The organism is Devosia ginsengisoli, from assembly GCF_024707105.1.
In the GTDB taxonomy this organism is placed as follows: Bacteria; Pseudomonadota; Alphaproteobacteria; order Rhizobiales; family Devosiaceae; genus Devosia; species Devosia ginsengisoli_A.
In genome coordinates this window covers 339417-362035 of record NZ_JANQAJ010000011.1, presented here as the reverse complement: position 1 = coordinate 362035, position 22619 = coordinate 339417, and the positions used below count along the sequence as shown (strand labels likewise).

Genomic DNA, 22619 nt, shown 5'->3' with positions numbered 1-22619 from the left:
GCTTTCCCACTTCTTCTGCATCACCAGCCACCCGGGAGTGAGCACATGCCGAACCAGCAAGACCAGCAGGCCATCAATGGGCTGTTCGACCGCATCGAGGACGTGGCGCGCAAGAGCCCGCCGCGCGACCGCGACGCCGAAGCGCTGATCCAGCAGCGGCTGCGCGACTATCCTCCGGCGCCGTATTACATGGCCCAGACCATCCTCGTGCAGGAACAGGCGCTGTTGCAGGCGCAGGAGCGCATCGAGCAGCTCGAGGCCAGCCAGCGGCCATCCGGTGGCTTTCTCGGCGGCCTCTTTGGCGACAATGACGAGCCGAGGCGGCGCCCGGCGCGCTCACGCGGCCCGTGGGATCGCCAGCAGGACGGGCAGGGCGGTGGCTTTCTTGCCGGCGCAGCGCAAACGGCCATGGGCGTGGCGGGCGGCATGCTGCTCGGCAGCGCCATTGCAGGCATGCTGACGGGCGGCGCGCATGCGCAGGATTATAGCGGCGGCGATCCGTCGGCCGATCAGGATTATGACGCCGGTGGCGACGATTTTGGCGGGGATGACTTCGACATCGGCGGCGATTTCTAAACCGCGGCTGAACGGGCGTTCCAGCACCGGTTCAGGCCGGTGCTGCCATACGCATGCTCATTGCAACGCCAATGAGGGTCATGGCCATGCTCACCACTACCAGACGGCGTCGCGCCTTGCTGCGCAATTTGCTGATTTTCGCCGGCTTCGCAGCCCTGGCTGTGCTGCTGGGCGTGCCGGCCAAGGCCTATGAGGCTCAGCAGTTCTTTGCCAATGACCAGGGGCAGGTCGAATTCGTCATGCCCTCGGGCAATATCGGCTGCATCTACACCCCGATCGGCGGGACGTCGGTCTACGAGACGGCTGACGGGCTGGCCGAAATCCAGTGCGACCGGGTCGAACCCAGCTATATCAGGGCCATTCTCGGCGGGCAGGGCGAGGGCTATCTGCTCGACAATGTCGGCGACGCCGGCTGCTGCTCGCTGACCCAGCAATTCGACTATGACCATGTGGTCACGCTCGGGCCGTTCCAGTGCCTGTCGGAACGCCGGGGACTGACCTGCGCCCGCCAGGACGGGCACGGCTTCTTCCTGAGCCGCGCCCTCGTGCAGGCCCGGTAATCAGAAGGTGCCGGGCGTGCGCTTCTCGTAGAACTCGTTGCCCCCCGCTTCGAGCACGTAATACATGTTGTTGTAGGGAAAGCGCAGGCCGGCCGTGTGGAAATGCTGGGCATTCTGCACGCCGGGATGCCGCGCGCCGCGCAACACCTGGTCGGCCACCTGCGATGCCAGGATAGCGCCGCTATCGGTCATCTTGCGGGTGAGCACGCCCTGGGCAAACTGGTTCTTCTGGCCCACCACGCCGCAGACGGACTTGGGATAGCGCGGGTCGTTGAGGCGGTTCATTACCACCGTGCCGACGGCGAGCATGCCTTCCGAGCTCGAACGGTTGGACTCGAAATACATGGCGCGCATCATGCATTCCTTCTCGGAAAGCTGCGCCATGCCGAAATTGAGGCCCAGGAAACTGCAGCCGCCCAGGCTCGTTGCGGCCACGGCCAGTGCGGCTGCGCGCAATATGGCTTTGGTAAACGCCATGGGGCATCTCCGGTCTGTTGCAATTGTGCAAGTTTGACCGAAAATGCCCCAACAGACTTAAGGAAGGTCTGACCGGGAAGGTTAACGAAACGTCAGCGCTGGTCGCGCATGAAGACCAGTGCCGAGAGCAGGGCGATGGTGCCGAGCGCCACGATGACCGGCACCGGATTTTCCCGATCGCCTTGCCGGCCACGCTGGCCTGGCGGTTGACTTCGCGCGCCACGACGGCGCTCTGGTGGCGCACTTCCTTGGCAAGGGCGCGTGCATTGTGCTGCACGTCGCCCAGCGTATCGCCGCCATAGTCGCTGACGGCCTCGGATATGGCCGCGATTTCCTTGCGCAGGGCGGCAAGCTGGTCGAACAGCGCATCCGAGACGCCTTCGCCGGTGTCTTCGATGGTTTTGATTGCACGTTTGGCGGCACTGGCCATGGGGACGCTCCGGATTGGTTGAAACTTGCTGGCTCAACTCGCCCATTGGCCGGAAGTTCCGGTGAATGGTGCGCGGGCATGCGTTTCAAGCCCGGTTCCCGCGAAAAAAGTGAGTGCGTCACCCTTGGACTGGCGTTTTCGCCATCCCAGATGCATTCTTGGAAAATAATCAGCCGAGGGGACCCGCCATGGCATCCAAGAGCCGTGCCCGCCTCAATCGCCAGTTCGACCGCCTGCAGCGCCGCATACCCCAATTTGCTGCACGCTGGCTGGAGCGCATCCGCCGCCCCGAGGCGCGCTGGATCCGCATTCCGCTCGGCCTGTTGCTGGTGCTGGGCGGCATTTTCAGCTTCCTGCCGGTGCTGGGCATCTGGATGCTGCCACTCGGCCTGTTGCTGCTGGCGCTCGACCTGGTGTTCCTGCAGGGACCCGTGAATACCGCCGTGGTGCGCGGCACGCGCAAATGGTCCACCTGGAGCCGTGCCCGCCGCGACAAGAAGGCCGCCGGCGGCAAGTCACAGTAACGCCAGCTCGGCAGCGTTCTGCGCCTCGATCAGATCGATGGCGGCGGCCAGTTTCTCATCGATGATATGCAGGTATTGCCGCCAGTCATCGACATGGCTGAGGTCCTCTGCGCCATCGGAAATGCCCCGCAGCGCCAGCAGGGGCACGCCAAAAGCCTGGCAGGCGCGCATCACGGCATAGGTTTCCATATCCACCATCTCGGCTTCGATACCGTCATAGGCGGTGCCTGAAACGACATTGGCGCCGGTCGACAGCGTGGCCGTGGGCAGGCCGGCAATGGTGTGCAGGGGCAAAACGGGCGGCAAGTCGAGCAGGGGCGTCTGGCCCTTGGGAAAGCCTAGGGCGGAGGCATCCATGTCCCGATAGGAGACGCTGCTGGCCTGATAGAGGCCGCATTGCTCCAGCACGCGCGAACCGGCCGATCCCAGGGAGACGACCATCTCGGGCAGGGCGCCTGCATGGCGCGCCTCGGCCAGGGCACGCGTCGCGGCGACGGCCGCCTCGACTGGGCCGATGCCTGTTATCAGGGGGGTGATGCGCGACCGCAGATGCGGTCCATATTCGGCCTCGACGGCCATGACATAGAGGATGCTCATGGTCGCGGAACCTAGCATGACGCCCCCGCCTGCCAAGCGGTTTCGTTACCGGTTCCGTAACGGAACCCTGGTAATCTGAGGCAATGGAGTAACCATCAGGGGACCGAAGTGCGTTTCGCGGAGATCGAGGAAAGCAGGGAATGGACGGAGCCGGTACGGCTCGTGATCAAGCCTGCACCGCCAGCCGTTCTCGTCGAGGATGTCGAAGCCGAGGCCCGGCGTCGCCTGCGCGCCTGTCGTCTCGATGAGTGGCGCACCCGCGAATTCATCACCGGCCGCCCCATGCCCCACGAAATCCGGCACTTCGCCCTGCAGGTGGAATTTGCCGCCAATGCCATATCGCAATTGTCGCCGATCCCCGACGATTATGACAGCGACGTCTATTGGCCGAAATTCTGGGCCTAGCCTCCCCATTCGCGGCCGAGTGGGGAGGCTGCGGCGCTTAATTTGACAGCGCCTCGGCCACGACTTCGAGGAAGGCCAACTGGCCACTCGGCGAACCATAGACCATCTCCATCTCGAACGGCACGATATGGCCCTTCCGGACGAAGTCCAGTTGCGCCCATACCGGGTTCCTGGCAGCGTCGGCCATCCGCTCCTCATGATCGGCCATGCCCGTTTCGCCGACGCCGACAGTGGTGAAGATGTAGTCGATGCCGGCGAATTCCCCGGCCTGCTCGGCGCCCAGCGACACGCCGTCGCCATCATTCGACAGGGCGCCCTCGAAGATGGTCAGCCCGAGGTCGCGGAAGACGGTACACTCGACGCCCGCATAGCAACTGGCGTTGAAGTTGCCGTCCCAATAGCTCAGTGGCGCGACGACTGCAGTGGCATTGTCCCCGATGGCTTCCTTCACCTCGGCGAGCCGCGTCTCGTAGATATCAAGCCAGGCCTCGTAACGGTCGAGGCGCCCTAACGCTTCGGCCGTTTCCCTGAAATGCTCCTGCCAGGAGCGGCCGTCGAAGGCGTTGACGCTGTAGGTCGGCGCGATCTGCGGCAGCCGCTCATTGACGGCCTCGTCATAACCCAGGCCGTTGAGGATGAAGTCGGGCTCGGCGCGCAATATCTGTTCGTAGCTGTATTCGGGATAATTGCCGAAGGTGGTTATCCCCTCGAGCGGCTCCGGCGGGAAGAAGCAGGGGAAGGTCTGGTAGCCACTGTCGCCGCGGATCGGCTGGCTGCTGGTCAGCGGATAGCCGAGCCAGATCAGAATATCGACATCGGTCGTGTACATGCCGAGCGCCGCTGCCGGGGCGGTGGGGAGTTCCACCGCGCCAAATTCGGAGGCAACAGTGGCAATGCCTTCGCCAGCCACGGTCGGCGTAAGGTCGGGAAAGGCAGGCGCCGCATAGTCGCCGCACTGGGCGGCACTGGCCTTGCCTGAGCCGGTTTCGGCCGCGGCTGCCGCTATCGGTGACAGGCAAAGAGCGACCGAGCCGAACAAGGCGAGCACCGGGCGGAGGGGCGAAGCTGCGAACATGGGTGGCTTTCATAAAAGATGAGTCTAAAAATCATCTTATTATGATCAGGCAGTTTCCGGCAATAAGCGTGCGAGCGGCCGGTCAATTTTGGCGGGCCGCTTCTGTCGGATCGAGCCGCTCCGGCGCGTCCTCAGGCGACGGCCACTGCTGACACGAATTGTCGGCGCAGCGCGTCATGGATTGAACTAATTTCGATTGCCAATAGTTTGGGCCGCCCGAGGAGCCGCGATGACCAAGCCATTCCATCAGATACTGGCCAACAATCTTGTGGCCAACATCACCAATTTCACCGTCTGGTTCGCGCTGACCTTCTGGGTTTTCATCGAAACACGCTCGGTCTTCGCCACTGGCATGATCGCCGGCGTCTACCTGGTGTTCACCGCCGGATTCGGCTTCTGGCTGGGCAGCATCGTCGATCACAATCCCAAGAAGCTCGCCATGATGGGATCGAGCGTCGTCTCTTTCGCCTTCTACGGGCTGTCGCTGGTCATGCTGCTGCTCGAGCCGGAGGGCGCCTTTACCGACCCGTACGGCTGGTATCTCTGGGCCTTCGTGTTCCTCGTCATGCTGGGCGTCATCGCCGGCAATATCCGCAGCATCGCCCTGCCGACGCTGGTGACGATCCTGATCCCCGAGGATGAGCGGGACAAGGCCAATGGCCTGGTCGGCATGGTCAGCGGCATCGGCTTCCTGACGACATCGGTGATATCAGGGTTCCTGGTCGCCTGGGGCGGCATGTATGCGACCATACTGCTGGCTTTGGCACTGACGCTGCTGGCCTTACTGCACCTCAATTTCGTGCATATCGACGAAGGCCGCGTCGAAGCTGTGCCGGGCGAACCGGCTGCGCCGAAGACGGTGGACATCAGAGGCACGATCCGCGTCATCGCGGCGGTGCCGGGGCTGTTCGCGCTGATCTTCTTTGCCACTTTCAACAATTTCCTCGGCGGCGTCTTCATGGCGCTGCTCGACGCTTATGGGCTCTCGCTGGTGTCGGTCGAGGTCTGGGGTCTGCTGTTCGGCGTGCTGTCGACAGCCTTCATCATCAGCGGCATCGTCATTTCAAAGACCGGGCTGGGCAAGAATCCGCTCCGGACCCTGCTCATGGTCAATGTCATCACCTGGTCGGTCTGCTGCATCTTCACGCTGCAATCCTCGATCTGGCTGCTGGCGGGCGGCATGTTCGTCTGGATGTTGCTGGGGCCTTATGCCGAGGCGGCCGAGCATACGACGCTGCAGAAGGTGGTGCCGCTGGAGCGGCAGGGGCGCGTCTTCGGCTTCGCCCAGTCCATCGAGCAGTCGGCCTCGCCGCTGACCGCCTTCCTGATCGGCCCGCTGACCCAGTTCTACTTCATTCCGCTGATGACCGACGGCGCCGGCGCGGACGTCATCGGCAGTTGGTTCGGCACCGGGCCGGAGCGCGGCATTGCCTTGGTGTTCACGCTGGCCGGCGTCTTCGGCGTGCTGGTGACCATCCTGGCGTTCAACTCGCCGCAATACCGCCAGCTCTCGGCCTTTTACGCCAAGGGCTCCGATGACGACGACGCGGCCGGAGGGGATGCCCCGGCCGCCAGTCCTGCTTAAGCCGGTTGCAATTGGCCTTCCTGCGGTGCCGATGGTCGCGGGAAGGTCAGCGCCACCAGTGCCGCGGCCAGGCCAATGCCGGCCGAGCTGATATAGAGCCACTGGTAATCGCCGAACGTATCGAAGATCCAGCCGCCGCCCACCGGGCCGAAGGCCATGCCGATGCTCGACGTCATCGTGATGCCACCCAGCACCGTGCCCATGACATGGGCCGGGAAATAGTCGCGGGCCAGCACGGCATAAAGCGGCATGACGCCGCCATAGGCCAGGCCCAGCACCATGGCCAGCATGTAGAACTGGGTCAGCTCGCCGATATAGATATAGGTGTAGATGCCCACGGCCTGCAGCACGAGCCCGCCGACGATGACCCGTTTGACGCCCAGCCGGTCGGCCAGCACGCCGAATAGCAGGCGGCCGAACAGGCCCGCCACGCCTTCCACGCTATAGATGCTGGCCGCCGCCAGTGCCGAGGCACCGCACAGCATGGCATAGCTCACCGTGTGGAAGATCGGGCCCGAATGGGCGGCGCAGCACAGGAAGAACACGCCAGCCAGCACGATGAATTGCGGCTTGCGGAACACGCTGGCAATGGAGGGGGCGTTCGGCCGGAACGGCCGCCGTACCATCCGCGGCTACAGCCTCACCCACCGCAGCAGGCGGGCGACGGATGAGCATGGCAGTCGGCAGGATCAGCACCGTCGCCACCACGGCGGTCGTCATCATCGCATTGCGCCAGCCCATCTGCTCGATGAGTACGGTAGCCAGCGGCGTGATCACCATGGGCGCGACGCCGCCACCGAGCGAGACCAGCGAGACGGCAAGGCTCCGGTGCTTGTCGAACCACCCGATGACAGTGGCCATCAGCGGCGCGAAAAAGGCGCCACCCGAGGCGCCGACCAGCCCGCCATAGGCGATCTGGAACACCAGCAGGTCATTGGCCCGGCTGGCGATGAACAGGCCCAGGCCCAGCGTCGTCGCCGCGATGAGCACCACCGGCCGCGCGCCGATGCGGTCGGTCAGGGTTCCCCACAGGAAACCCGCCACGCCCATGACGATGAAACCGATGGTCATGGCGCCGGAAATGCCGGCCCGTGTCCAGCCGGTCTCGTCGGCCATCGGTTGCAGATAGACGGGCAGGGCGAACATCGCGCCCATTGCCAGACAGGTGATCAGCGCACCGGCGCCGACGATGACCCAACCGTAATTCCGTTCCATTTTGCGTATCCCTCGCGCAGCATTCTATCTGCTAGACGAGCGAAGGGTAGCCGGCACGACAGCGCTGCGAGATTTATTTGTGCGACCGACCATTTGGCCCGCAGCGGTTTACATCTGAGCCTCAGTCCCTACATTGGACCCTCGCTGTCGCGCGCCGAAAGCGCGGCCTCACTGGAAGGGCGTCGAGCAATCCGCCCGCATTCACAGAAGGAAACAGCCATGACGGAAGCCAAGATGGGCGACGTCGTCCGTATCAACTATACCGGGCGCCTGACCAATGGGACGCAGTTCGACAGTTCCGAAGGCCGGGAGCCGCTGGAATTCACCATTGGCCTGGGCCAGGTGATCAAGGGGCTCGAAGCCCATGTCGCCGGTATGGAGCCGGGCAGCAAGAGCACCGTGACCATTCCCTGCGCCGAGGCTTATGGTCCGCATCGCGCCGAAGCCATCCAGACGCTGGACCGCGCCAAGGTGCCCTCGGGCATCGATGTGCGCCCCGGCACCCAGCTCCAGGCCCGCACCGCCGATGGCGGCGTGCTGCCGATCACCGTGGTGGAGGTGGACGAGCAAAGCGTCAGGGTCGACGCCAACCACCCGCTGGCCGGTCAGGACCTGGTGTTCGACGTCGAACTGGTCGAGATCGTCCAGGCCGCCTGATCGCGCCGGACACAATGCCAATGGCCCGTGACGCCCCGCGTCGCGGGCCCTATCATGCCTGCATCAAGACAGGAACAGACCAGTGAGCGTCGCCTTCACCAAGGAAGACAGTGCCGAGACAGCCTCGGAAACCATGCTGCCCGACCGTCCCATCCCGCAGGGCCCCAACCTCGTTACCGCTGGTGGCCTCGCGGCGCTGGAACGGCAGTTGGCCGAGGCCCGGGCCGCCTATGAAGCCGCCATGGCCATCGACGACATCAACGAAAAACGCCGCCAGGCTGCCAATCCTTTCCGCGACCTGCGCTATTTCACCGAACGGCTGCGCACTGCGCAGGTGGTGCCGGCGCCGGAAAGCAACGCCGTGGTGGCCTTCGGCAGCACGGTGACCTTCGAACGCGACGATGGCCGCATACAGACCTACCACATCGTCGGCGAGGACGAGGCCGATCCCAAGGCGGGCACGCTGTCCTTCGCCTCACCCATGGCGCGGGCGCTGCTGGGCAAGGGCGTGGGGGATGGCGCGAGTGTCGGCGGGAGCGAGGTGGAGATCGTGACGATCGGCTAGATCTCGCCCTCCCGCGCGCTGTCATCCAGCCGCTATTTCAGCGGCAGAAACAGCTCCAGCACGACTTCATGCGCCTCGACATTGGGGATGAGAGCGAGCTGGCGCCGGCTATACATCGGGAAGTCGCGCGCTTCCTCGCCGCTGGCCGGAAGCCAGTCGCGATAGAGAAAGAGCGCGGCCGGCTCGAGATTGGTGGTATTGCCGGGATAGCGCAGCACCGCACAGCGCCCGCCGGGAATTATGCCGGGCTTCATCTGGTCGTCATCGGGCGCAATCGGCAGGTCGGTGCCGATACACAGGTCCATGCTGTAATCGGCCGGCACCGCGGGCGTTCGTTCCGAGCGGAAGATCATGAAGGTTGGGCTGGTCTCGGGTGACAGGCCGGCCGCCTTGCGCCAGGCGGTAAAGCGCTGCCTTGTGTCGGGGATTGTCGACCGGTCGCCCCGATGCTCCAGGATCGCCACCGGCGTCGGGGGCACGTCGCGGATGGTTACGTCGTCATTGTCAAAGATGACCTGCATGAGTTTGCTTCTCGCATTGTCCAGAGGCCCGAAGGCGGTCAACCACGGCTCCCAGTCGGGAGATTTCCGGAACGAGGACGGTGATTGCCCCAGCCTTTGCCGAAAGGCGCGGGCGAAGGCATCGGGCGCATCGTAACCGGCATCCATCGCGATATCGGTGACGCTTTGGGCGCCCCTGACGGCCAGCCGGTGGGAAGCCCGCTTCATGCGGGCAAGCTGGACATAGCGATGCACGGACAACTCGAAAGTCGCCGTGAACTGCCGGTGGAAATGGAACTTCGAAAAGGCGGCGACCTTGCTGACCGTTTCCAGGTCCAGATCGCCATCGAGATGCTGGTCGATATAGTCCAGCACCCGCTGCATCCGGGCATGGTAGTTTTCAAGCGCTGCCGTCATTCTCGGTTCCTTCGTGGCAGCCTCATCTAGCCGCCCGGACCCATACCGCGCTCGACCGATCTTGCGGTTTAGCCATGCCTGAAGAGTACAGGACGAAGCCATATTATTCACCGGGCGGGGGCTGGCCGCGCCGAGACGCGTCGAAACGGGCAAGGCATGCCAAAACGCCGCCCGGCCAATTGGCGTCGCGGTTATACGGTAACGGGCGGCCATCGGGCCTTCCGAATAAGGGTAGAACGGTCCAATGGCCGCCCGTCACGAGCCGGTTTTGCGCAGGGTATGGTTCAGGCGACACCGTTATTGCAGGCGCGGCTGCCGTATTTCCCCCACTGGACAGGCGCCCCCATCCCCCGGTCCTCCCCCGCCCGGCCCTGCGTCGGGGCCGCGTGTATGGCGGGAATGGAAGAATGATGACATGGCTCCGACAGGCGGGGACAAGTTTTTCGCTTGAGCCTAATTGCCGTTGCCCGGCAGAGCTTTGCCCGCTTCCGTCAAGTGGGCATAACGCTCCTCGAAGGCGATCGAGGCGGCGCTCAGGCGAGCAACGATGATGACGAAATCGGCCATGCTGATCGAGTCGCGCGGATCGAACATCGCGAAGCGCGAAATGCCGGGCTCGCGCCGATAGAGGCGGTTGGCGAGATGCAGGGCCTTGTTGAGACTGCGCAGCGTGATCTCGCTGAGCGGGCCGGACGGCTTGGCGACGCGGGTGACATAATTGAGCGCGGCTACCTCCCGCGAAAGGCGATTATAGGCATTGATGGCGCGCGGGCCGAGGCGTGGTTTGTCCTGCATGTGGGGTCTCCCTGGTTGGGAGTGAGGATAAGGCAGGATGGTGGGGCGGGGAGAAGTTTGGCACCCGGGAGTTGAACGCGGCCCACAGCGATGCTCTTCTGCCGCGGAGGAGACACGACGATGCGACATATGCCGATGGCCCTGCTGCTGGGTGCGATCCTTGCCAGCAGCCTGGCTCCGGGGAGCATGGCGGCGCCGACAGACCTGGTCATCCACGGCGATAGCACGGGCCGGGGCGACGGCGCCCAGACCCGCTGGCCCGATCGGCTGCTGGCCGTGCTGGGCGAGCCCCGCGCCATCGAGAACCTGTCGGTCAGCCGGCAGGACATCCGCCGCATCGTGCGCGGCATGCTGACGCTGGCGCCGCATGATGGCGTGACCATCCTCTATGACCGCCGCAATGCCGGCGAAACGCCCGAAGCCTATCTCGACTACCTCAAGCAGGGCGTGGCCGCGCTGGGCTCGAACCGCTTCCTCATCATGCCGCAAGTGCCCGTTTCGGGCGGCGGCGAGGATCGCCTGACGCTGGAAGTGCTGCTCGCCATCAATGTCCTGCTCCGCGAGTCTTTCCCCGACAATACGCTCGATGCCGAGACCGAAGCGCGGCTGCTGGAGGCATTGCGCAGCGACGAGACAAGGTCCGACCGCGTGCATCGAAACGATATCGGCCAGCAGATCGAGGCGGAGTTTATTGCAGCTTGGCTAAAGCAGCGAGGGTGGTAGCACCTGTGATGCGGCCGATCTCTACGGCTCGATGCGGCCATCACGCGGCTCGACGGCTTTGTGGAAACCGGGGCAGGGGCCAACAACCTCGCCTTTGGCGCGCATGGTTTCGACATGCTGGCCGGGATTGTCGGTGTCAGCGCCCAATATGCGCGGAACTTTCGAGGCGGAGACGCGGTCGGACCGCGTGCATGGGAATGATGTCGGCCGGTAGGTCGAAGCTAAGCAAAACAGTACCGCATCAGCGAGTTTCCGTACCAGCGGAACCTGTTAGCTGATGATTGAAAGTATTGGTCAGATGCAATTACAGGAGTAGCGTAGCTTAGCTTTTGTTCAAGTCTTCGCGAGTCGAGATAGATCGTGACCGATCCAGTTCAACAGACCCCACCCAACCCGCGGCGTGATCCTTCGAAAATGGCGCTTGGGATGATGGAGGTGTGCTTGCTTTTTGGCTTTTATGGTCTGGCCATCATCGTTAGCGGTTATCTTTTGGTAGAAAGCATGCTTTCGCTGGATGTTCCAGATAAAATAACAGAAACCGCAACGGTCTTCCTTTTGATGCAGTCGGCAGTCTGTGGCGCGAGTATATACTATGCGCGAAAACTTTATAAGGCGGGGATTAATCAGGAATATAACTTCAGGGTTTCTGGTCTTGATGTGTCTCGGATATCAACCTTGGCGTACTACGTAATACGTGTTCCGGTGTCGGCGTTAGTCGCCCTTGTTGTCTTTGCCCTCTGGCACCTAAGCGTAAACCTTGCCTCAGAGGGCACTGTTACAACCGCCATATCGTCCAAGTATCTGTTCTTGGTAATGGGATTTTTCAGCGGTTTCTCAGCTGGAAAATTCATAGAGTTCTTCGAAAAGGAGGGGTTCCGGCTTGCCCGAAACGCGCAACAAGGCGACGACAACGGCTCAAACTGATCGTCACATTAAGGAACTGGAAAAGCTAGCTTCCCAGGTACTCGAGCTAAAGCGCCGCGTTCGTCCACGAAGGCCAATCGTCATTGAGTTTGCTGGGTCACCAAAGGCAGGCAAGACCACCGCTATCAATTCTCTTGAGATATTCTTGCGTCGTAACGGGTTTAGGACGAAGGTCCTAACCGAGCGTGCGAGTGTATGCCCGATTCCAAATAAGTTCGATGAGCTGCTGCCGGTTCGGTGGACACGAAGTTAGGCTAGCTTAGCTTGCTCTTCGTATTCCACGGGGCTCAGATAGCCCAGCGTCGAGTGTCTGCGCCTCGGGTTGTAGAAGCGCTCAATATAGTCGAACACATCGGCCTTGGCATCATCCCTGGTGCGATAGACCTTGCGGGCGGTGCGTTCGGTCTTGAGCGATGAGAAGAAGCTCTCCATCGCCGCGTTGTCCCAGACATTGCCGGACCGGCTCATCGAGCAGGTGATGCCATGATCGGCCATCAGCCGCTGGAACTGCTCGCTGGTATATTGGCTGCCCTGGTCGGAGTGGTGCAGCAGGCTGTCGGGTTTGCCGCGACGCCAGATGGCCATGATCAGCGCATCGGTCACCAGTTGAGCGGCCATCGATGAGCTCATCGACCAGCCCACCACCCGGCGGGAGTAGAGGTCGACCACCGCCGCCACATAGAGCCAGCCCTGGGCCGTCCAGATATAGGTGAAGTCAGCGATCCACTTCTGGTTCGGCGCCGACGCCACGAACGACCGGTCCAGGATGTTGGGCGAGGCCGCATGGCGCTGCCCGCCATCCTTGGGCAGGCCCCGTCGGCGCGGACGAGCCCGCAGACCTTCCTGGCGCATCAGCCGCTCAATGCGATGCAGACCGGCGTCGAGCCCTTCGGCCAGCACGTCGTGCCATACCCGTCGAGCGCCATAGGTGCGATCACTTCCGGCAAAGCTGGACCGGATCCCGGCGACGAGCACCTCGTCATACTGAGCCCGTCTACTCGGCGAGCGGTTGAGCCAGGCATGGAAGCCCGAGCGAGACACACCGAGCGCCTCACAGATCCACGAGACCGGCCAGATCCCCCGGTGCTTCGCCACGAAAGAGAACCTCATATCGAGTCCCTGGCGAAGTAGGCCGCGGCTTTTTTTAGGATATCGCGCTCCGCCTTGAGCTTGGCGACCTCGCGGCGCAGCTTCTCGATCTCGAGCTGCTCGGGCTTCATCTGCCCATGACCGGGGAAGGCCTGCTGCGGATCGGCCGACTGCTCGCGCACCCATTTGCGCAACACGTTCACATGCAGGTCCAGATCACGGGCCGCCTGCGCGACCGCAACGCCCCGTTCCCTGACCAGCTTAACAGCCTCGAGCTTGAACTCCCGGCTGAACTTGCGTCTCTCCATCAAAACTCTCCAGTTCCAAAAACACCTTAACTCGGTGTCCTCAAAACCGGCAGCAGCTCAAAGTGTTGAACGGACACGCTGAGGCTGAACGGAAACGGTCAGCGGAAGCGCAATGCCAACCACATCCGCTGCATAAGAAGCGGCAGTCTTCCCTTCGGACGTTTTCGAGTTACCTATCGACGGGATGACAACAGCGGCGTGGCCCGCAGTCACTTCTGGTGGCCTCGGAATGTCAGCGAGGCTGGTGTCTATTATATCCTTGTTCTCTTCGTCGAGGATTAGGCGAGTAATCGTTGGTCGGATGCCTCGTGCCTGGATCAAGTTCATATCAGGATTGTCCCTGTGCCAGAGACGATTTCCCGGAAGGTAGGTTTGGAACGGTTCTGCAGCGGCGGCCGTCGCAAGCAGTTCCATCGCTCTGAACATGAGGGTGAGGTATGCCTCGTGGTTCGGTGGTGCGTAAAGCTGATCAAAGGCTGCGTTGATCGTCTCCATGGCAAGGAAAGACAGCGGTGCACTTTTGCCCCATGCTGCAAGATAGATGCGACGACGGAGTAGAATGATGTCGACAAACTTTTGGACCCTGGTCGATGGCGAGGCGCCATCGACAGCAAGGCCTAGGTTCTCGACTCCTCCATGGAGGGGGAAATCGCGAGCTCGTTCAACGCGATCTGCAGAGGATAAAGACCCAAAGACCCTGCCACGGTCACAGATCGGTTGGCAAACTCACGAACGTCGCCCTCTAGCTCGCCGCCATAAAATGGCATTCCGTAGATCAGGTCTTCGACCGTCGGCAGATGCACTTTGCGTAGCGCCGCTTCTCGCCTCCGGTCAAACGATGTCGCTATCTTTCGCAAGTTTGGTTTCCGGGATCTGTTTGGCATTTCAGCCTCGCCGTGCCTGCTCTCCCAGACGATAGTATCGCGAAAAAGTCCTTGCCCAATTCTGCCTGTCTTCGATCAGGAACAACTGAGACGTCACTATCTCGCCGTCCATTAGCTTAGGGTGACCGCTGACATTTCCGACCAGGACGGGGAACGGCGCAGGCCTCACCGACCAGTTCTCCAGAATAGGAGCAGCCCGCAACAGCTCCTCATCGGGCACAACGCCGTTCATTATGTGCCTCAGATCACCGGAAAGCGCCTCCAACTTGGTGACTGTTTTGATCATCTCATGACGTGGAAAGCGGGCCATTTTCGACTCCTGCCGCAGTGATTCGCGGGTTGACGACAGCAACTGACATTGTTGCTTGCCTAAAATAGGCATGAACGTGCCTATAATGAGTCGCATCTTGCCGCTAGTAGGCAAGGATAATAACTACTGGAAGCAAAGGATTACGCGTGGCATTCGTAGCGAATGCTGACGTCACCCGAACTCATAGCTGCCGCACGTGAGGCTCTGGGCATGTCCCAGAGTGAGCTCGCCCAAGCTTCGAAACTGGGTCTCAGAACAATCCGGAACATTGAAACGCGCCAAACGGTTGGCACCGACGTTTTTGAGCTCTGTCAAAAAGCACTCGAGGCCCGCGGGGTCGAATTTTTTCAGACTAACAACCGGGCCGGGTTTTCGATACCGGCGGCATGGGTGAGGCCCAAAAAAAGGCGCCCGGCAAACCAGCCGGGTTCCACCTAGCAGGCGGAACTGCCGAAGCAGCATGACGGCGCTGCGTTTCAACTGCCCATTGTTGGTCTAGGCGTTCCAATCCTGCTCCGTGAACAGTCCCGGAATTTTGCCGAAGAACGGAGCCAAAGCTATTCATCGGCCTACATTTGCCGCTCGTACGTCGGAGAAGGAGACGCCGTTCTTATGACTTCGTGTGATCGGGATGTGTTTGTGCATTTCAAGCTCGAGCCGTCTGGAGAATGGATAGCTACGCGGACGGCATCGGCGCCTGAAATCGGAAACACCGGACCCGATCGGGACTCTCTGGCCATCTCAATTGGCAAGTGCTCGGTGATTGCGCCATGAAACTGGTCGACGACATCATCGAAGAGGCTATCGGATCGACCGACAGCGTGGCGCCGCTGCTCCGCAAGTGCTTGGTTCTGTCTTATAAGCTCAAGAACACACCGTTGCGGACCTGGGTCGAAGCGGAACTCAACGGTTACACCGCAGCCGACGATTTGCCGGACTACCGGAAGTCGACCGGCGTCGCCATGGGGCACTTCAGTGGACCGCTGGGGGCGAGTATCCGTAACCAGCCGCTCGCTGCCAGCATCCTGGAAGAAGAACACCAGCACCACGCCCGCGAAATCTACATGATGCAGTCCATCGCGACGTATGAAGACGCCAAAAAAGACGAGACGTACCAGATGCCATGGCAGGCAGACCTGACTGCCTACTATCAGTCGAAGTTCATCCGAGGATATGCCCTGCATTCCGCCTGGATGCCGATCCCCGGCACCATGATGGTCGGCCTGGTCGATGCCGTACGGACCAGGGTGCTGACCTTCGCGCTGGAAATTCAGGCCGAGCTGCCCGCCGATGACGAAACCGCCGTCGAGAAGCTATCACCGGAGACTGTCGACAAGCTCGTCAACGTGACGATCTACGGCGGCAACGTCGTCGTGGGCAATGTCGAAACCATGAACGCGCCGACGGTAGTGGCGGGCGACAAAGCGAGCCTGGAAACGGCGTTCAAGGCGCTGGGGCTCGGTGCCGACGACGTGCTGACGCTGGAAGCGTCGCTCCAGGAGGACGGCACCTACACCATCGCCGACGGGCAGAAGAAAACCGTCGGCAAGAAGACGCTCGAATGGATCGGCGGCGCTGCCAAGAAGGTCGGTAACGGTGCCTTGGCCGTCGGCGGTGCGGTGGCGGAGGAAGCCGTCAAGCGCGCGGTCTTCGGATACCTGGGGCTGTAGGCTAGAACGACCGCGACTTCACCCGGCCGCCGTAGCGGAGCCGTCCCGATTCCCCGACCTGCAGTCCGCCCGAGCGCGACTGGAGGTCGGTGGCTTCGTGTGGGTGCCCCTACCACCGCAGCCACGGCCAATCCCCGCCTGAGGGTACCGGCGGCGAGCGGTGCAAGAACGAGCGTCGCCATTTTGCCGGCGGCTAAACTGCTCAGGAATTGGGCCACCGTTCGCCTTTCTTCTGTATCAAGTCTCATGGTTCATCTCCCTGTTGTGCGCCAGGATAGGTCCTCTGGCGCAGGCGGGGATAAGAAGGCTAGGTTCACTGCTGAGAGGTGGTGGCGATGATGAAGGAATTGGTGGATCAACTGAGCTCCGAACTTTCGGAACGATACGTCCAGTATCTCGAGACGTTCATGGTCGACTTGTGGAGCGACCACGGAGTCGTCGAGTTCAAAGCCGGATATACCCTTCGCCGCGACCACGTACTGCGATCGTACACCGTCAAGGTGGAGGCCGACGGCGGTCAAACCGATGCCGAACGCGAGTTCCTAATATCGGTGGTGTTCGACGAGATCGAGGAAAGGATCGACCTGGCGATTGCCGACAACAAGGTGGACGCCAATTGAGCTGGCGGCTCCCATCGATCAATACGGCGCGCGATAAGGAGATCGCTCGGCTCAAGCGCCTGCTGGCAGAGTTCGAAGCCGTTCCACCGCAACGTCGCGAGGACGAGCTGGCCGACATTCGGGCAGAATCTGTGAGGGCGTTGCTGGCGGATCTAGAGGGGAAGCAGTGGCGTGTGTAATCTTTACTCGATGACCACCACGACCGAGGCAATCCAAAAGCTGGTCGCCGAGTGGGAAGACGCGATGCGCAACATTCCCGTGCTCCATGCGATCTATCCCGACTATACCTCGCCCCTGATCAAGCAGAGCGGCGATGATCGTGTGCTTGGGTTCGGGCGTTGGGGGCTCCCATCATTGAAAGACCCAGTCACCGACAAGCCGAACCGCGGCACGACCAACATTCGGCATCCATGGTTCGATGACTGGAAGGGGTACCTCGGGGTCGAGCACCGTTGCCTGGTACCGCTTACCAGGTTTGCTGAACCCACCAAGCTTGACGATGGCGCCAACGGCAACGCGTGGTTCGCCATGGACGAGACCGAACCGCTGATGTTCTTCGCCGGCCTGTGGACCGATTGGCATGGCACGCGGCGCAAGGACGAAGGCCCAATGGACCACAAGCCTTTCGCGTTCTTCACGACAAAGCCGAATGACGTTGTCGGCGCCATTCACGAGAAGGCAATGCCGGTCATCCTGGCGACAGAGGAGGAGCGGGATGTCTGGCTGCGAGCGCCCTGGTCCGAAGCCAAGGCATTGCAGAGGCCGCTGCCTGATGGCCATCTCCAAGTCATTGCGAGGCTGCCGCTCAAGTATGTGCCCGGCCTTGATGAGATCCCCGATCCGGGCGATCCGCTCAGATTGTCGGCTTGAGATGGCAAAGTCGAAACGCCCGCTGCTGATCATCGATGGAGACTCCCTCGCACATCGCGCCTATCACGGCTTGCCCAAGGCCATCCGTCGCAAGGGCGACCGCCAGGCTGGCGCCATTGTCGGGTTCGCGAACTATCTGCTGCGACTCTATGCCGATGAGCAGCCCAGAGCCGTAGTGGTGGGATGGGACACGCTGGAGGTGCCGAACTTCCGCGCCGAACTCTTTCCCCACTATCAGGGCGGGCGGGAGTTCGACGACGACATCGTCGAGCAACTTGCGGTGCTCCCTGAGCTCGTCGAAGCCTTCGGCTTTGCCATCGGAAAGGCGGCAGGTTTTGAGGCCGACGACTTCCTCGCCACAGCCGTTGCCGCGGAGGAAAAGGCCGGAGGCAGCGCCATCGTCGCCAGCGGCGATCGGGACGCCTTCCAATTGGCGTCAGCGAGCACCGTCATTCTGCATCCCGCCAAAGCGGGCGAGATGGCCCGCATCGGCCCGGCGGAGGTGCGCGAACGCTATGGCGTCGAGCCCCGGCAGGTGCCCGATTTCATCGCGCTTCGCGGCGACCCCTCGGATAAGATCCCCGGTGCCAGGGGGTGGGTGAGAAGACCGCTGCCAGTCTGTTGAAGCGGCACCTTGATCTTGAGGCCATGATCGCCGATGGCCACTTCACAGCGGCGGCCGATGACCTCCGCCTCTACAAGCGCCTTGCGACCATGGTGACCAATGCGCCGTTAGGCAGTATCCCGGATCAAAATCCTGATTGGCGTCGCGCTGCCGAGCTCACCCGCCAATGGGAGCTCAAGGCGCTAACCGAACGTCTCGAGCAACTCGCTGCGACTTGATATCGGTAGTGCTGTCGTCTTGCGTCCGCAGGCGAGGCAAATCCAAGGGCATACCCCCGCTTGTGGTCTCGTCGCCGTAGGGCACGATCGCATCCCACTGATCCGCGTGCACGACCAACGTTATGCACCGGTTATCCACTTTTCTTCCCACGCGACGAAACCGCATTGACCTTTACCCGTTCCAGATGAGAACAAATAAGGAACAAAATGGACAAGGGAGTCAATCGTGGATACGGCATTGGTGAGAGCGGAATCCCATGCACCGGCCTATGCCGAGTTGGTTTCCGCCACCAATTTCTCATTTCTGAGAGGCGCCAGCCATCCCTTCGAGATGGTCGCCCAGGCCGCCGGCCTTGGTCTCTCCGGCATTGGCATCTGCGATCGCAACTCGCTATCCGGCGTCGTTCGAGCCTACGCCGCGGCGAAGGATCTGCGGCAGGACTATCCTGATTTTCGGTTGGTCGTCGGTGCCCGCATTGTCTTTGCCGATGGTTCGCCTGATGTAGCGGTCTATCCCACGAACAGAGAGGCCTATGGCCGGCTGGCGGCTCTTCTGACACTGGGCAACCGGCGTGCCCCCAAGGGCCAGTGCCACCTGGAGCTGGCAGATCTCGTCGAGAAGTCTGATGGGCAGTTGATGATCGTGATCCCACGCGATGGGCAGGTCGAACAGGACGTCGGAACCGCTCAATTGCTCGAGCAGGGCGCCCCTGGCAGGGTGTGGCTCGCTGCTTCGCCGCAGTTCGACGGCGGGGACCGCGCCCGGCTCTATCGATTGGCCGAGGCATGTGTCCGGGCCGGGCTGCCGATGCTTGCAACAATGGAGCCGCTCTATCACGACCCCCGTCGCCACATTATCCAGGATGTGCTCACCTGCATCCGGGAACTGACCACGATCTACGACGCGGGTTTCAGGCTCGCGCCGAATGCCGAACGCTTCATCCGTGATCCTCGGGACATGGCGCGTCTGTACCGCGAGCACTCAGGCGCGATTATTGAGACGCGACGCTTCATCGGGCGCATCTCTTTCACCCTGGACCAGCTCAAATACATCTATCCCGAGGAAACTGTCGGCAACGGCGAAACGGCGCAGCAGACCTTGGAGCGGCTGGCGCGGGCAGGGGCCATCAGCCGGTATCCATTGGGCGTTCCCGAAAAGGTTATGAAGGGGTTGGAGCACGAGCTCGCTCTCATCGCGGAAATGAAGTACGCGGCTTACTTTTTGACCGTGCAGGACATCGTGCGGTTCGCCAGGCAAGAGCGCGGCATCCTTTGCCAGGGGCGAGGATCCGCGGCCAACTCGGCGGTGTGCTTTTGCCTTGGCATCACCGAAGTCGACCCCATGCTCGTCGACCTCCTGTTCGAGCGCTTCGTTTCGACCGAACGCGATGAACCGCCAGACATCGATGTCGACTTCGAGCATGAGCGGCGCGAAGAGGTCATGCAGTACATCTACCAGAAGTACGGGCGCCATCGGGCAGGGCTCACTGCCACCGTCACCACCTATCAGGCCAAGGGCGCGATCCGCGATGTCGGTAAGGTGTTCGGTCTGTCTGCTGATACCATTTCCATGATCTCCGGCCTCAATTGGGGGTGGGGCTCCATGGATATACCTGCAGCGCGGCTGCGCGAGGTCGGTATCGACCCCACGGACCCGACCATCAGTATGGTGATGGAAATCGCCTCCGCAATTTATGGCTTTCCACGTCACCTGGGCCAGCATGTCGGCGGCTTCGTCATCACGCGGGACCGGCTGGACCACTTGGTACCAATTTCGAACGCTGCCATGGAAGACCGCACCGTCATCGAGTGGAACAAGGACGATCTCGACGAATTGGGCATCCTCAAGGTCGACGTACTGGCTTTGGGGATGTTGAGCTGCATCCGTCGGAGCTTCAACCTGCTGCGTCAGCACTACGGCCACGACCTGACGCTCGCGACGGTCCCGCAGGAGGACGAGCGGGTCTACAAGATGACGCACCGTGCCGACACCATCGGTGTGTTCCAGATCGAGAGCCGGGCACAGATGTCCATGCTGCCGCGGCTTAAGCCTGCCGAGTTCTACGATCTTGTCATCGAGGTCGCTATCGTCCGCCCTGGGCCGATCCAGGGCGACATGGTGCATCCGTATCTTAAGCGGCGCCAGGGTCTGGAGGCCACCAGCTATCCGTCGCCTGAACTCGAGCACGTGCTCAAGAAAACCTATGGCGTTCCCTTGTTCCAGGAGCAGGCGATGAAGATCGCCATCGTCGCCGCCGGGTTCACGCCGGGCGAAGCCGACCGCCTGCGACGTGCCATGGCGACCTTCAAGCGGACCGGCGGCGTTGGCCCGTTCAAGGACAAGTTCATCTCGGGCATGCTGGCCAATGGCTACGATATGGATTTCTCCCAGCGCTGTTTCAGCCAGATTGAAGGCTTTGGCAGTTACGGCTTCCCCGAGAGCCATGCCGCCTCCTTCGCCTTGCTGGTCTACGTGTCCTGTTGGATCAAGTGCCACTATCCAGACGTGTTCGCGGCGGCGCTGCTCAACAGTCAGCCCATGGGCTTCTACGCGCCGTCGCAGATCATCCGGGATGCCATGGATCATGGCGTCGACGTGCGGCCCGTGGACGTCAACCTGTCCGACCTCGAGAACGTGATGGAGCGGACCAACCAGGCCGGTCTCAATCTGGCGCCCAAGCATTCGGAGATGGCGGAAGACATCTGGAGCACGATGGGGATAAGGCTCGGGTTCAACCTGGTCAAAGGCCTACGGGCTGATCATGCCAACCTGATCATTGCCCGACGGAAAGGGGGCTATGACAGCGTCAGGGATCTGTGGCTGCGCACCGGCCTGACGCCGACGATCCTGAGCCTTCTGGCTGACGCGGATGCCTTCCAGTCTTTGGGCCTCAGTCGTCGAGACGCCGCCTGGGCGATTTCCGGGCTGGTTGGCGAGCATGGCGCCGAGACGTTGCCGCTGTTTCAGGCCGGCGAGCGTCCGGAGCGCTGGGTGGAAGAAGAGAACGGTCTGGAGCCCATGCCGCCCGGCGAGGAAGTCATCCACGACTATCGTGCGCTCTCCATATCGCTCAAAGCCCATCCCATGAGTTTCCTGCGGGAAGATCTGACGCACCGTAGCTTCGTGCCCGCCGATGCATTGCGGACCCTGGATCCTGGCCGCACCGTCATGGTCTCCGGCTTGGTGCTGGTGCGGCAAAGGCCTGGCACGGCCAGCGGCGTCATCTTCGCCACCCTCGAGGACGAGAGCGGTGTGGCCAACGTGATCGTCTGGCCCAAGGTATTCGAAGCCAATCGTCGAGTGGTTCTCGGTGCCCGTGTGCTCGGCGTGAAGGGAACCCTGCAGCGCGAAGGGATCGTCATTCACGTCATCGCCAAGGAGTTCGTCGACCTGACCGGCGACATGGCAGCGATCGCCGGCGGAACCGACATCGGTGAACGCGTCATCGCCCGGGCCGACGAGGGCAAAACCGGCGGACCGAAAGGGCGGAACAGAGAGCAGGAGCAATACCAGGCCGATATGCACAAGCGGCTGGCCGATGCCTTGCCATCAGGTCGGAACTTCCACTGATGCTGACCCGGCAGATCAGAACGCTCGAGGACTTTCGCGACACTGACCGTGCCATCCACGCCTATTGCAGTCACCATTACTTCTGCAGCCACGACGCGCCCCTCCGCCTTGAGTTGTTGGCGGTGCATGTCGGTTGGACCTTTGATTTCTATGCGGGACGAGAGGTTCTGGCCGGCCGGCTGCGGTGTTCCATCTGCGGCTGGTACTATCCGACTTTCGCGCTTGGACACGCCGGCAAAAGGCCCGAATTCTCCGGCACGCACGGGGCAGGGACGGTCCCCCTGTCGACCGCCGAGTTGATCGTGATGCAGAGGGCTCGCGAGGCGACAATCGACCATGAGCCACCATGGGTCGGGAAGCGAAAGGGTGGCAGGAAGTTCGGGAGATGAACGTGCTGACATCGAATGACGCTGCATCGGACCATAAGGG

24 protein-coding genes and 2 pseudogenes are annotated in these 22619 nt (G+C 62.0%); 17 read left to right on the top strand and 9 right to left on the bottom strand.

Features of this window, described 5'->3' with window-relative positions:
• Positions 1-45 precede the first annotated feature (45 nt).
• Both NVV79_RS15745 and NVV79_RS15740 read left to right on the top strand, forming a co-directional pair.
• Positions 46-576 carry a DUF2076 domain-containing protein gene (locus NVV79_RS15745; protein WP_303991325.1) on the top strand — a complete coding sequence of 177 codons (531 nt, stop codon included), beginning with the start codon at positions 46-48 and terminating at the stop codon, positions 574-576.
• Between the two features lie 86 nt (positions 577-662).
• The gene (locus tag NVV79_RS15740) at positions 663-1136 is read left to right on the top strand and encodes a hypothetical protein (protein WP_303991324.1); all 474 of its coding nucleotides are present in this window, start codon (positions 663-665) and stop codon (positions 1134-1136) included.
• A gap of 18 nt (positions 1137-1154) precedes the next feature.
• On the opposite strand, the pseudogene NVV79_RS15735 reads toward NVV79_RS15740, so the two are convergent.
• Positions 1155-1508, bottom strand: a pseudogene (locus NVV79_RS15735) (cell wall hydrolase); the annotation flags it as partial.
• A gap of 723 nt (positions 1509-2231) precedes the next feature.
• On the opposite strand from NVV79_RS15735, the gene NVV79_RS15730 reads away from it, so the two are divergent.
• On the top strand, positions 2232-2567 hold the full coding sequence (locus tag NVV79_RS15730; RefSeq protein ID WP_303991323.1) for a hypothetical protein: 336 nt from the start codon (positions 2232-2234) through the stop codon (positions 2565-2567).
• On the opposite strand, the gene NVV79_RS15725 is transcribed toward NVV79_RS15730, so the two are convergent.
• Entirely contained in the window at positions 2559-3164 is a 606-nt protein-coding gene (locus NVV79_RS15725; RefSeq protein WP_303991322.1) for a 5'-methylthioadenosine/S-adenosylhomocysteine nucleosidase, read from the bottom strand. The genes NVV79_RS15730 and NVV79_RS15725 overlap by 9 nt on opposite strands.
• Before the next feature lie 108 nt (positions 3165-3272).
• Here NVV79_RS15725 and NVV79_RS15720 point away from each other — a divergent pair, with 108 nt between their 5' ends.
• Positions 3273-3569: a hypothetical protein gene (locus tag NVV79_RS15720; RefSeq protein ID WP_303991321.1), complete on the top strand. Its 297-nt coding sequence runs from the start codon at positions 3273-3275 to the stop codon at positions 3567-3569.
• A gap of 37 nt (positions 3570-3606) precedes the next feature.
• Here NVV79_RS15720 and NVV79_RS15715 read toward each other — a convergent pair whose 3' ends face one another.
• Positions 3607-4644, bottom strand: coding sequence for an ABC transporter substrate-binding protein (locus NVV79_RS15715; protein WP_303991320.1), 1038 nt, complete (start codon positions 4642-4644; stop codon positions 3607-3609).
• 229 nt (positions 4645-4873) lie between these two features.
• On the opposite strand from NVV79_RS15715, the gene NVV79_RS15710 reads away from it, so the two are divergent.
• Entirely contained in the window at positions 4874-6229 is a 1356-nt protein-coding gene (locus NVV79_RS15710; protein WP_303991319.1) for an MFS transporter, read from the top strand.
• On the opposite strand, the pseudogene NVV79_RS15705 reads toward NVV79_RS15710, so the two are convergent.
• Positions 6226-7444, bottom strand: a pseudogene (locus NVV79_RS15705) (MFS transporter). The gene NVV79_RS15710 and the pseudogene NVV79_RS15705 sit on opposite strands and share 4 nt — an antisense overlap.
• 219 nt (positions 7445-7663) lie before the next feature.
• On the opposite strand from NVV79_RS15705, the gene NVV79_RS15700 reads away from it, so the two are divergent.
• Positions 7664-8101 (top strand): peptidylprolyl isomerase, encoded by a 438-nt coding sequence (locus tag NVV79_RS15700; protein ID WP_303991318.1) that lies wholly within the window; start codon positions 7664-7666, stop codon positions 8099-8101.
• 82 nt (positions 8102-8183) lie between these two features.
• The gene (gene greA, locus NVV79_RS15695) at positions 8184-8666 is read left to right on the top strand and encodes a transcription elongation factor GreA (protein WP_303991317.1); all 483 of its coding nucleotides are present in this window, start codon (positions 8184-8186) and stop codon (positions 8664-8666) included.
• 32 nt (positions 8667-8698) lie between these two features.
• On the opposite strand, the gene NVV79_RS15690 is transcribed toward greA, so the two are convergent.
• Both NVV79_RS15690 and NVV79_RS15685 read right to left on the bottom strand, forming a co-directional pair.
• The gene (locus NVV79_RS15690) at positions 8699-9583 is read right to left on the bottom strand and encodes a GyrI-like domain-containing protein (protein WP_303991316.1); all 885 of its coding nucleotides are present in this window, start codon (positions 9581-9583) and stop codon (positions 8699-8701) included.
• Positions 9584-10036: 453 nt separating this feature from the next.
• A complete protein-coding gene (locus tag NVV79_RS15685) occupies positions 10037-10378 on the bottom strand; it encodes a hypothetical protein (protein ID WP_303991315.1) in 342 nt (113 codons plus the stop codon).
• 120 nt (positions 10379-10498) lie between these two features.
• Between NVV79_RS15685 and NVV79_RS15680 the strand changes: the two genes are divergently transcribed.
• Entirely contained in the window at positions 10499-11101 is a 603-nt protein-coding gene (locus tag NVV79_RS15680; protein WP_303991314.1) for a hypothetical protein, read from the top strand.
• Between the two features lie 360 nt (positions 11102-11461).
• Positions 11462-12025, top strand: a complete 564-nt coding sequence (locus NVV79_RS15675; RefSeq protein WP_303991313.1) for a hypothetical protein — start codon at positions 11462-11464, stop codon at positions 12023-12025.
• Between the two features lie 249 nt (positions 12026-12274).
• On the opposite strand, the gene NVV79_RS15670 is transcribed toward NVV79_RS15675, so the two are convergent.
• The 3 genes from NVV79_RS15670 to NVV79_RS15660 form a co-directional block, all read right to left on the bottom strand.
• Positions 12275-13422 (bottom strand): IS3 family transposase gene (locus NVV79_RS15670; RefSeq protein ID WP_303986880.1). Its coding sequence is split into 2 segments (ribosomal slippage): positions 12275-13164 and positions 13164-13422, totalling 1149 coding nucleotides; the frame shifts between segments, so codons are not numbered across the junction.
• 57 nt (positions 13423-13479) lie between these two features.
• The gene (locus tag NVV79_RS15665) at positions 13480-13917 is read right to left on the bottom strand and encodes a hypothetical protein (RefSeq protein WP_303991312.1); all 438 of its coding nucleotides are present in this window, start codon (positions 13915-13917) and stop codon (positions 13480-13482) included.
• Positions 13918-14307: 390 nt separating this feature from the next.
• Positions 14308-14616: a DUF6634 family protein gene (locus NVV79_RS15660; protein ID WP_303991311.1), complete on the bottom strand. Its 309-nt coding sequence runs from the start codon at positions 14614-14616 to the stop codon at positions 14308-14310.
• A gap of 162 nt (positions 14617-14778) precedes the next feature.
• On the opposite strand from NVV79_RS15660, the gene NVV79_RS22670 reads away from it, so the two are divergent.
• The 8 genes from NVV79_RS22670 (at position 14779) to NVV79_RS15625 (ending at position 22579) form a co-directional block, all read left to right on the top strand.
• Positions 14779-15054: a multiprotein-bridging factor 1 family protein gene (locus NVV79_RS22670; protein WP_369684738.1), complete on the top strand. Its 276-nt coding sequence runs from the start codon at positions 14779-14781 to the stop codon at positions 15052-15054.
• Positions 15055-15386: 332 nt separating this feature from the next.
• Positions 15387-16286, top strand: a complete 900-nt coding sequence (locus tag NVV79_RS15655) for a hypothetical protein (protein WP_303991310.1) — start codon at positions 15387-15389, stop codon at positions 16284-16286.
• A gap of 329 nt (positions 16287-16615) precedes the next feature.
• A complete protein-coding gene (locus tag NVV79_RS15650) occupies positions 16616-16906 on the top strand; it encodes a hypothetical protein (RefSeq protein ID WP_303991309.1) in 291 nt (96 codons plus the stop codon).
• A 171-nt stretch (positions 16907-17077) separates the two neighbouring features.
• The gene (locus tag NVV79_RS15645; RefSeq protein ID WP_303991308.1) at positions 17078-17776 is read left to right on the top strand and encodes an SOS response-associated peptidase family protein; all 699 of its coding nucleotides are present in this window, start codon (positions 17078-17080) and stop codon (positions 17774-17776) included.
• A gap of 1 nt (position 17777) precedes the next feature.
• The gene (locus NVV79_RS15640) at positions 17778-18401 is read left to right on the top strand and encodes a hypothetical protein (protein ID WP_303991307.1); all 624 of its coding nucleotides are present in this window, start codon (positions 17778-17780) and stop codon (positions 18399-18401) included.
• Complete coding sequence (locus tag NVV79_RS15635; protein ID WP_303991306.1) at positions 18371-18619, top strand: hypothetical protein; 249 nt, start codon at positions 18371-18373, stop codon at positions 18617-18619. The genes NVV79_RS15640 and NVV79_RS15635 overlap by 31 nt, the downstream gene beginning before the upstream one ends.
• A gap of 226 nt (positions 18620-18845) precedes the next feature.
• Complete coding sequence (locus NVV79_RS15630; RefSeq protein WP_303991305.1) at positions 18846-22190, top strand: error-prone DNA polymerase; 3345 nt, start codon at positions 18846-18848, stop codon at positions 22188-22190.
• Complete coding sequence (locus tag NVV79_RS15625) at positions 22190-22579, top strand: hypothetical protein (RefSeq protein WP_303991304.1); 390 nt, start codon at positions 22190-22192, stop codon at positions 22577-22579. The genes NVV79_RS15630 and NVV79_RS15625 overlap by 1 nt, the downstream gene beginning before the upstream one ends.
• Positions 22580-22619: the final 40 nt, after the last annotated feature.

Bases quoted from the DNA above. Each gene is read 5' to 3' on its own strand.
- NVV79_RS15690 (WP_303991316.1), bottom strand. From the start codon at position 9,583: ATGACGGCAGCGCTTGAAAACTACCATGCCCGGATGCAGCGGGTGCTG.
- NVV79_RS22670 (WP_369684738.1), top strand. From the start codon at position 14,779: ATGCTGACGTCACCCGAACTCATAGCTGCCGCACGTGAGGCTCTGGGC.
- NVV79_RS15655 (WP_303991310.1), top strand. From the start codon at position 15,387: ATGAAACTGGTCGACGACATCATCGAAGAGGCTATCGGATCGACCGAC.
- NVV79_RS15700 (WP_303991318.1), top strand. From the start codon at position 7,664: ATGACGGAAGCCAAGATGGGCGACGTCGTCCGTATCAACTATACCGGG.
- NVV79_RS15685 (WP_303991315.1), bottom strand. From the start codon at position 10,378: ATGCAGGACAAACCACGCCTCGGCCCGCGCGCCATCAATGCCTATAAT.
- NVV79_RS15625 (WP_303991304.1), top strand. From the start codon at position 22,190: ATGCTGACCCGGCAGATCAGAACGCTCGAGGACTTTCGCGACACTGAC.
- NVV79_RS15740 (WP_303991324.1), top strand. From the start codon at position 663: ATGCTCACCACTACCAGACGGCGTCGCGCCTTGCTGCGCAATTTGCTG.
- NVV79_RS15725 (WP_303991322.1), bottom strand. From the start codon at position 3,164: ATGAGCATCCTCTATGTCATGGCCGTCGAGGCCGAATATGGACCGCAT.
- NVV79_RS15730 (WP_303991323.1), top strand. From the start codon at position 2,232: ATGGCATCCAAGAGCCGTGCCCGCCTCAATCGCCAGTTCGACCGCCTG.
- NVV79_RS15715 (WP_303991320.1), bottom strand. From the start codon at position 4,644: ATGTTCGCAGCTTCGCCCCTCCGCCCGGTGCTCGCCTTGTTCGGCTCG.
- NVV79_RS15640 (WP_303991307.1), top strand. From the start codon at position 17,778: ATGGCAAAGTCGAAACGCCCGCTGCTGATCATCGATGGAGACTCCCTC.
- NVV79_RS15660 (WP_303991311.1), bottom strand. From the start codon at position 14,616: ATGGCCCGCTTTCCACGTCATGAGATGATCAAAACAGTCACCAAGTTG.
- NVV79_RS15710 (WP_303991319.1), top strand. From the start codon at position 4,874: ATGACCAAGCCATTCCATCAGATACTGGCCAACAATCTTGTGGCCAAC.
- NVV79_RS15665 (WP_303991312.1), bottom strand. From the start codon at position 13,917: ATGGAGACGATCAACGCAGCCTTTGATCAGCTTTACGCACCACCGAAC.
- NVV79_RS15680 (WP_303991314.1), top strand. From the start codon at position 10,499: ATGCGACATATGCCGATGGCCCTGCTGCTGGGTGCGATCCTTGCCAGC.
- NVV79_RS15745 (WP_303991325.1), top strand. From the start codon at position 46: ATGCCGAACCAGCAAGACCAGCAGGCCATCAATGGGCTGTTCGACCGC.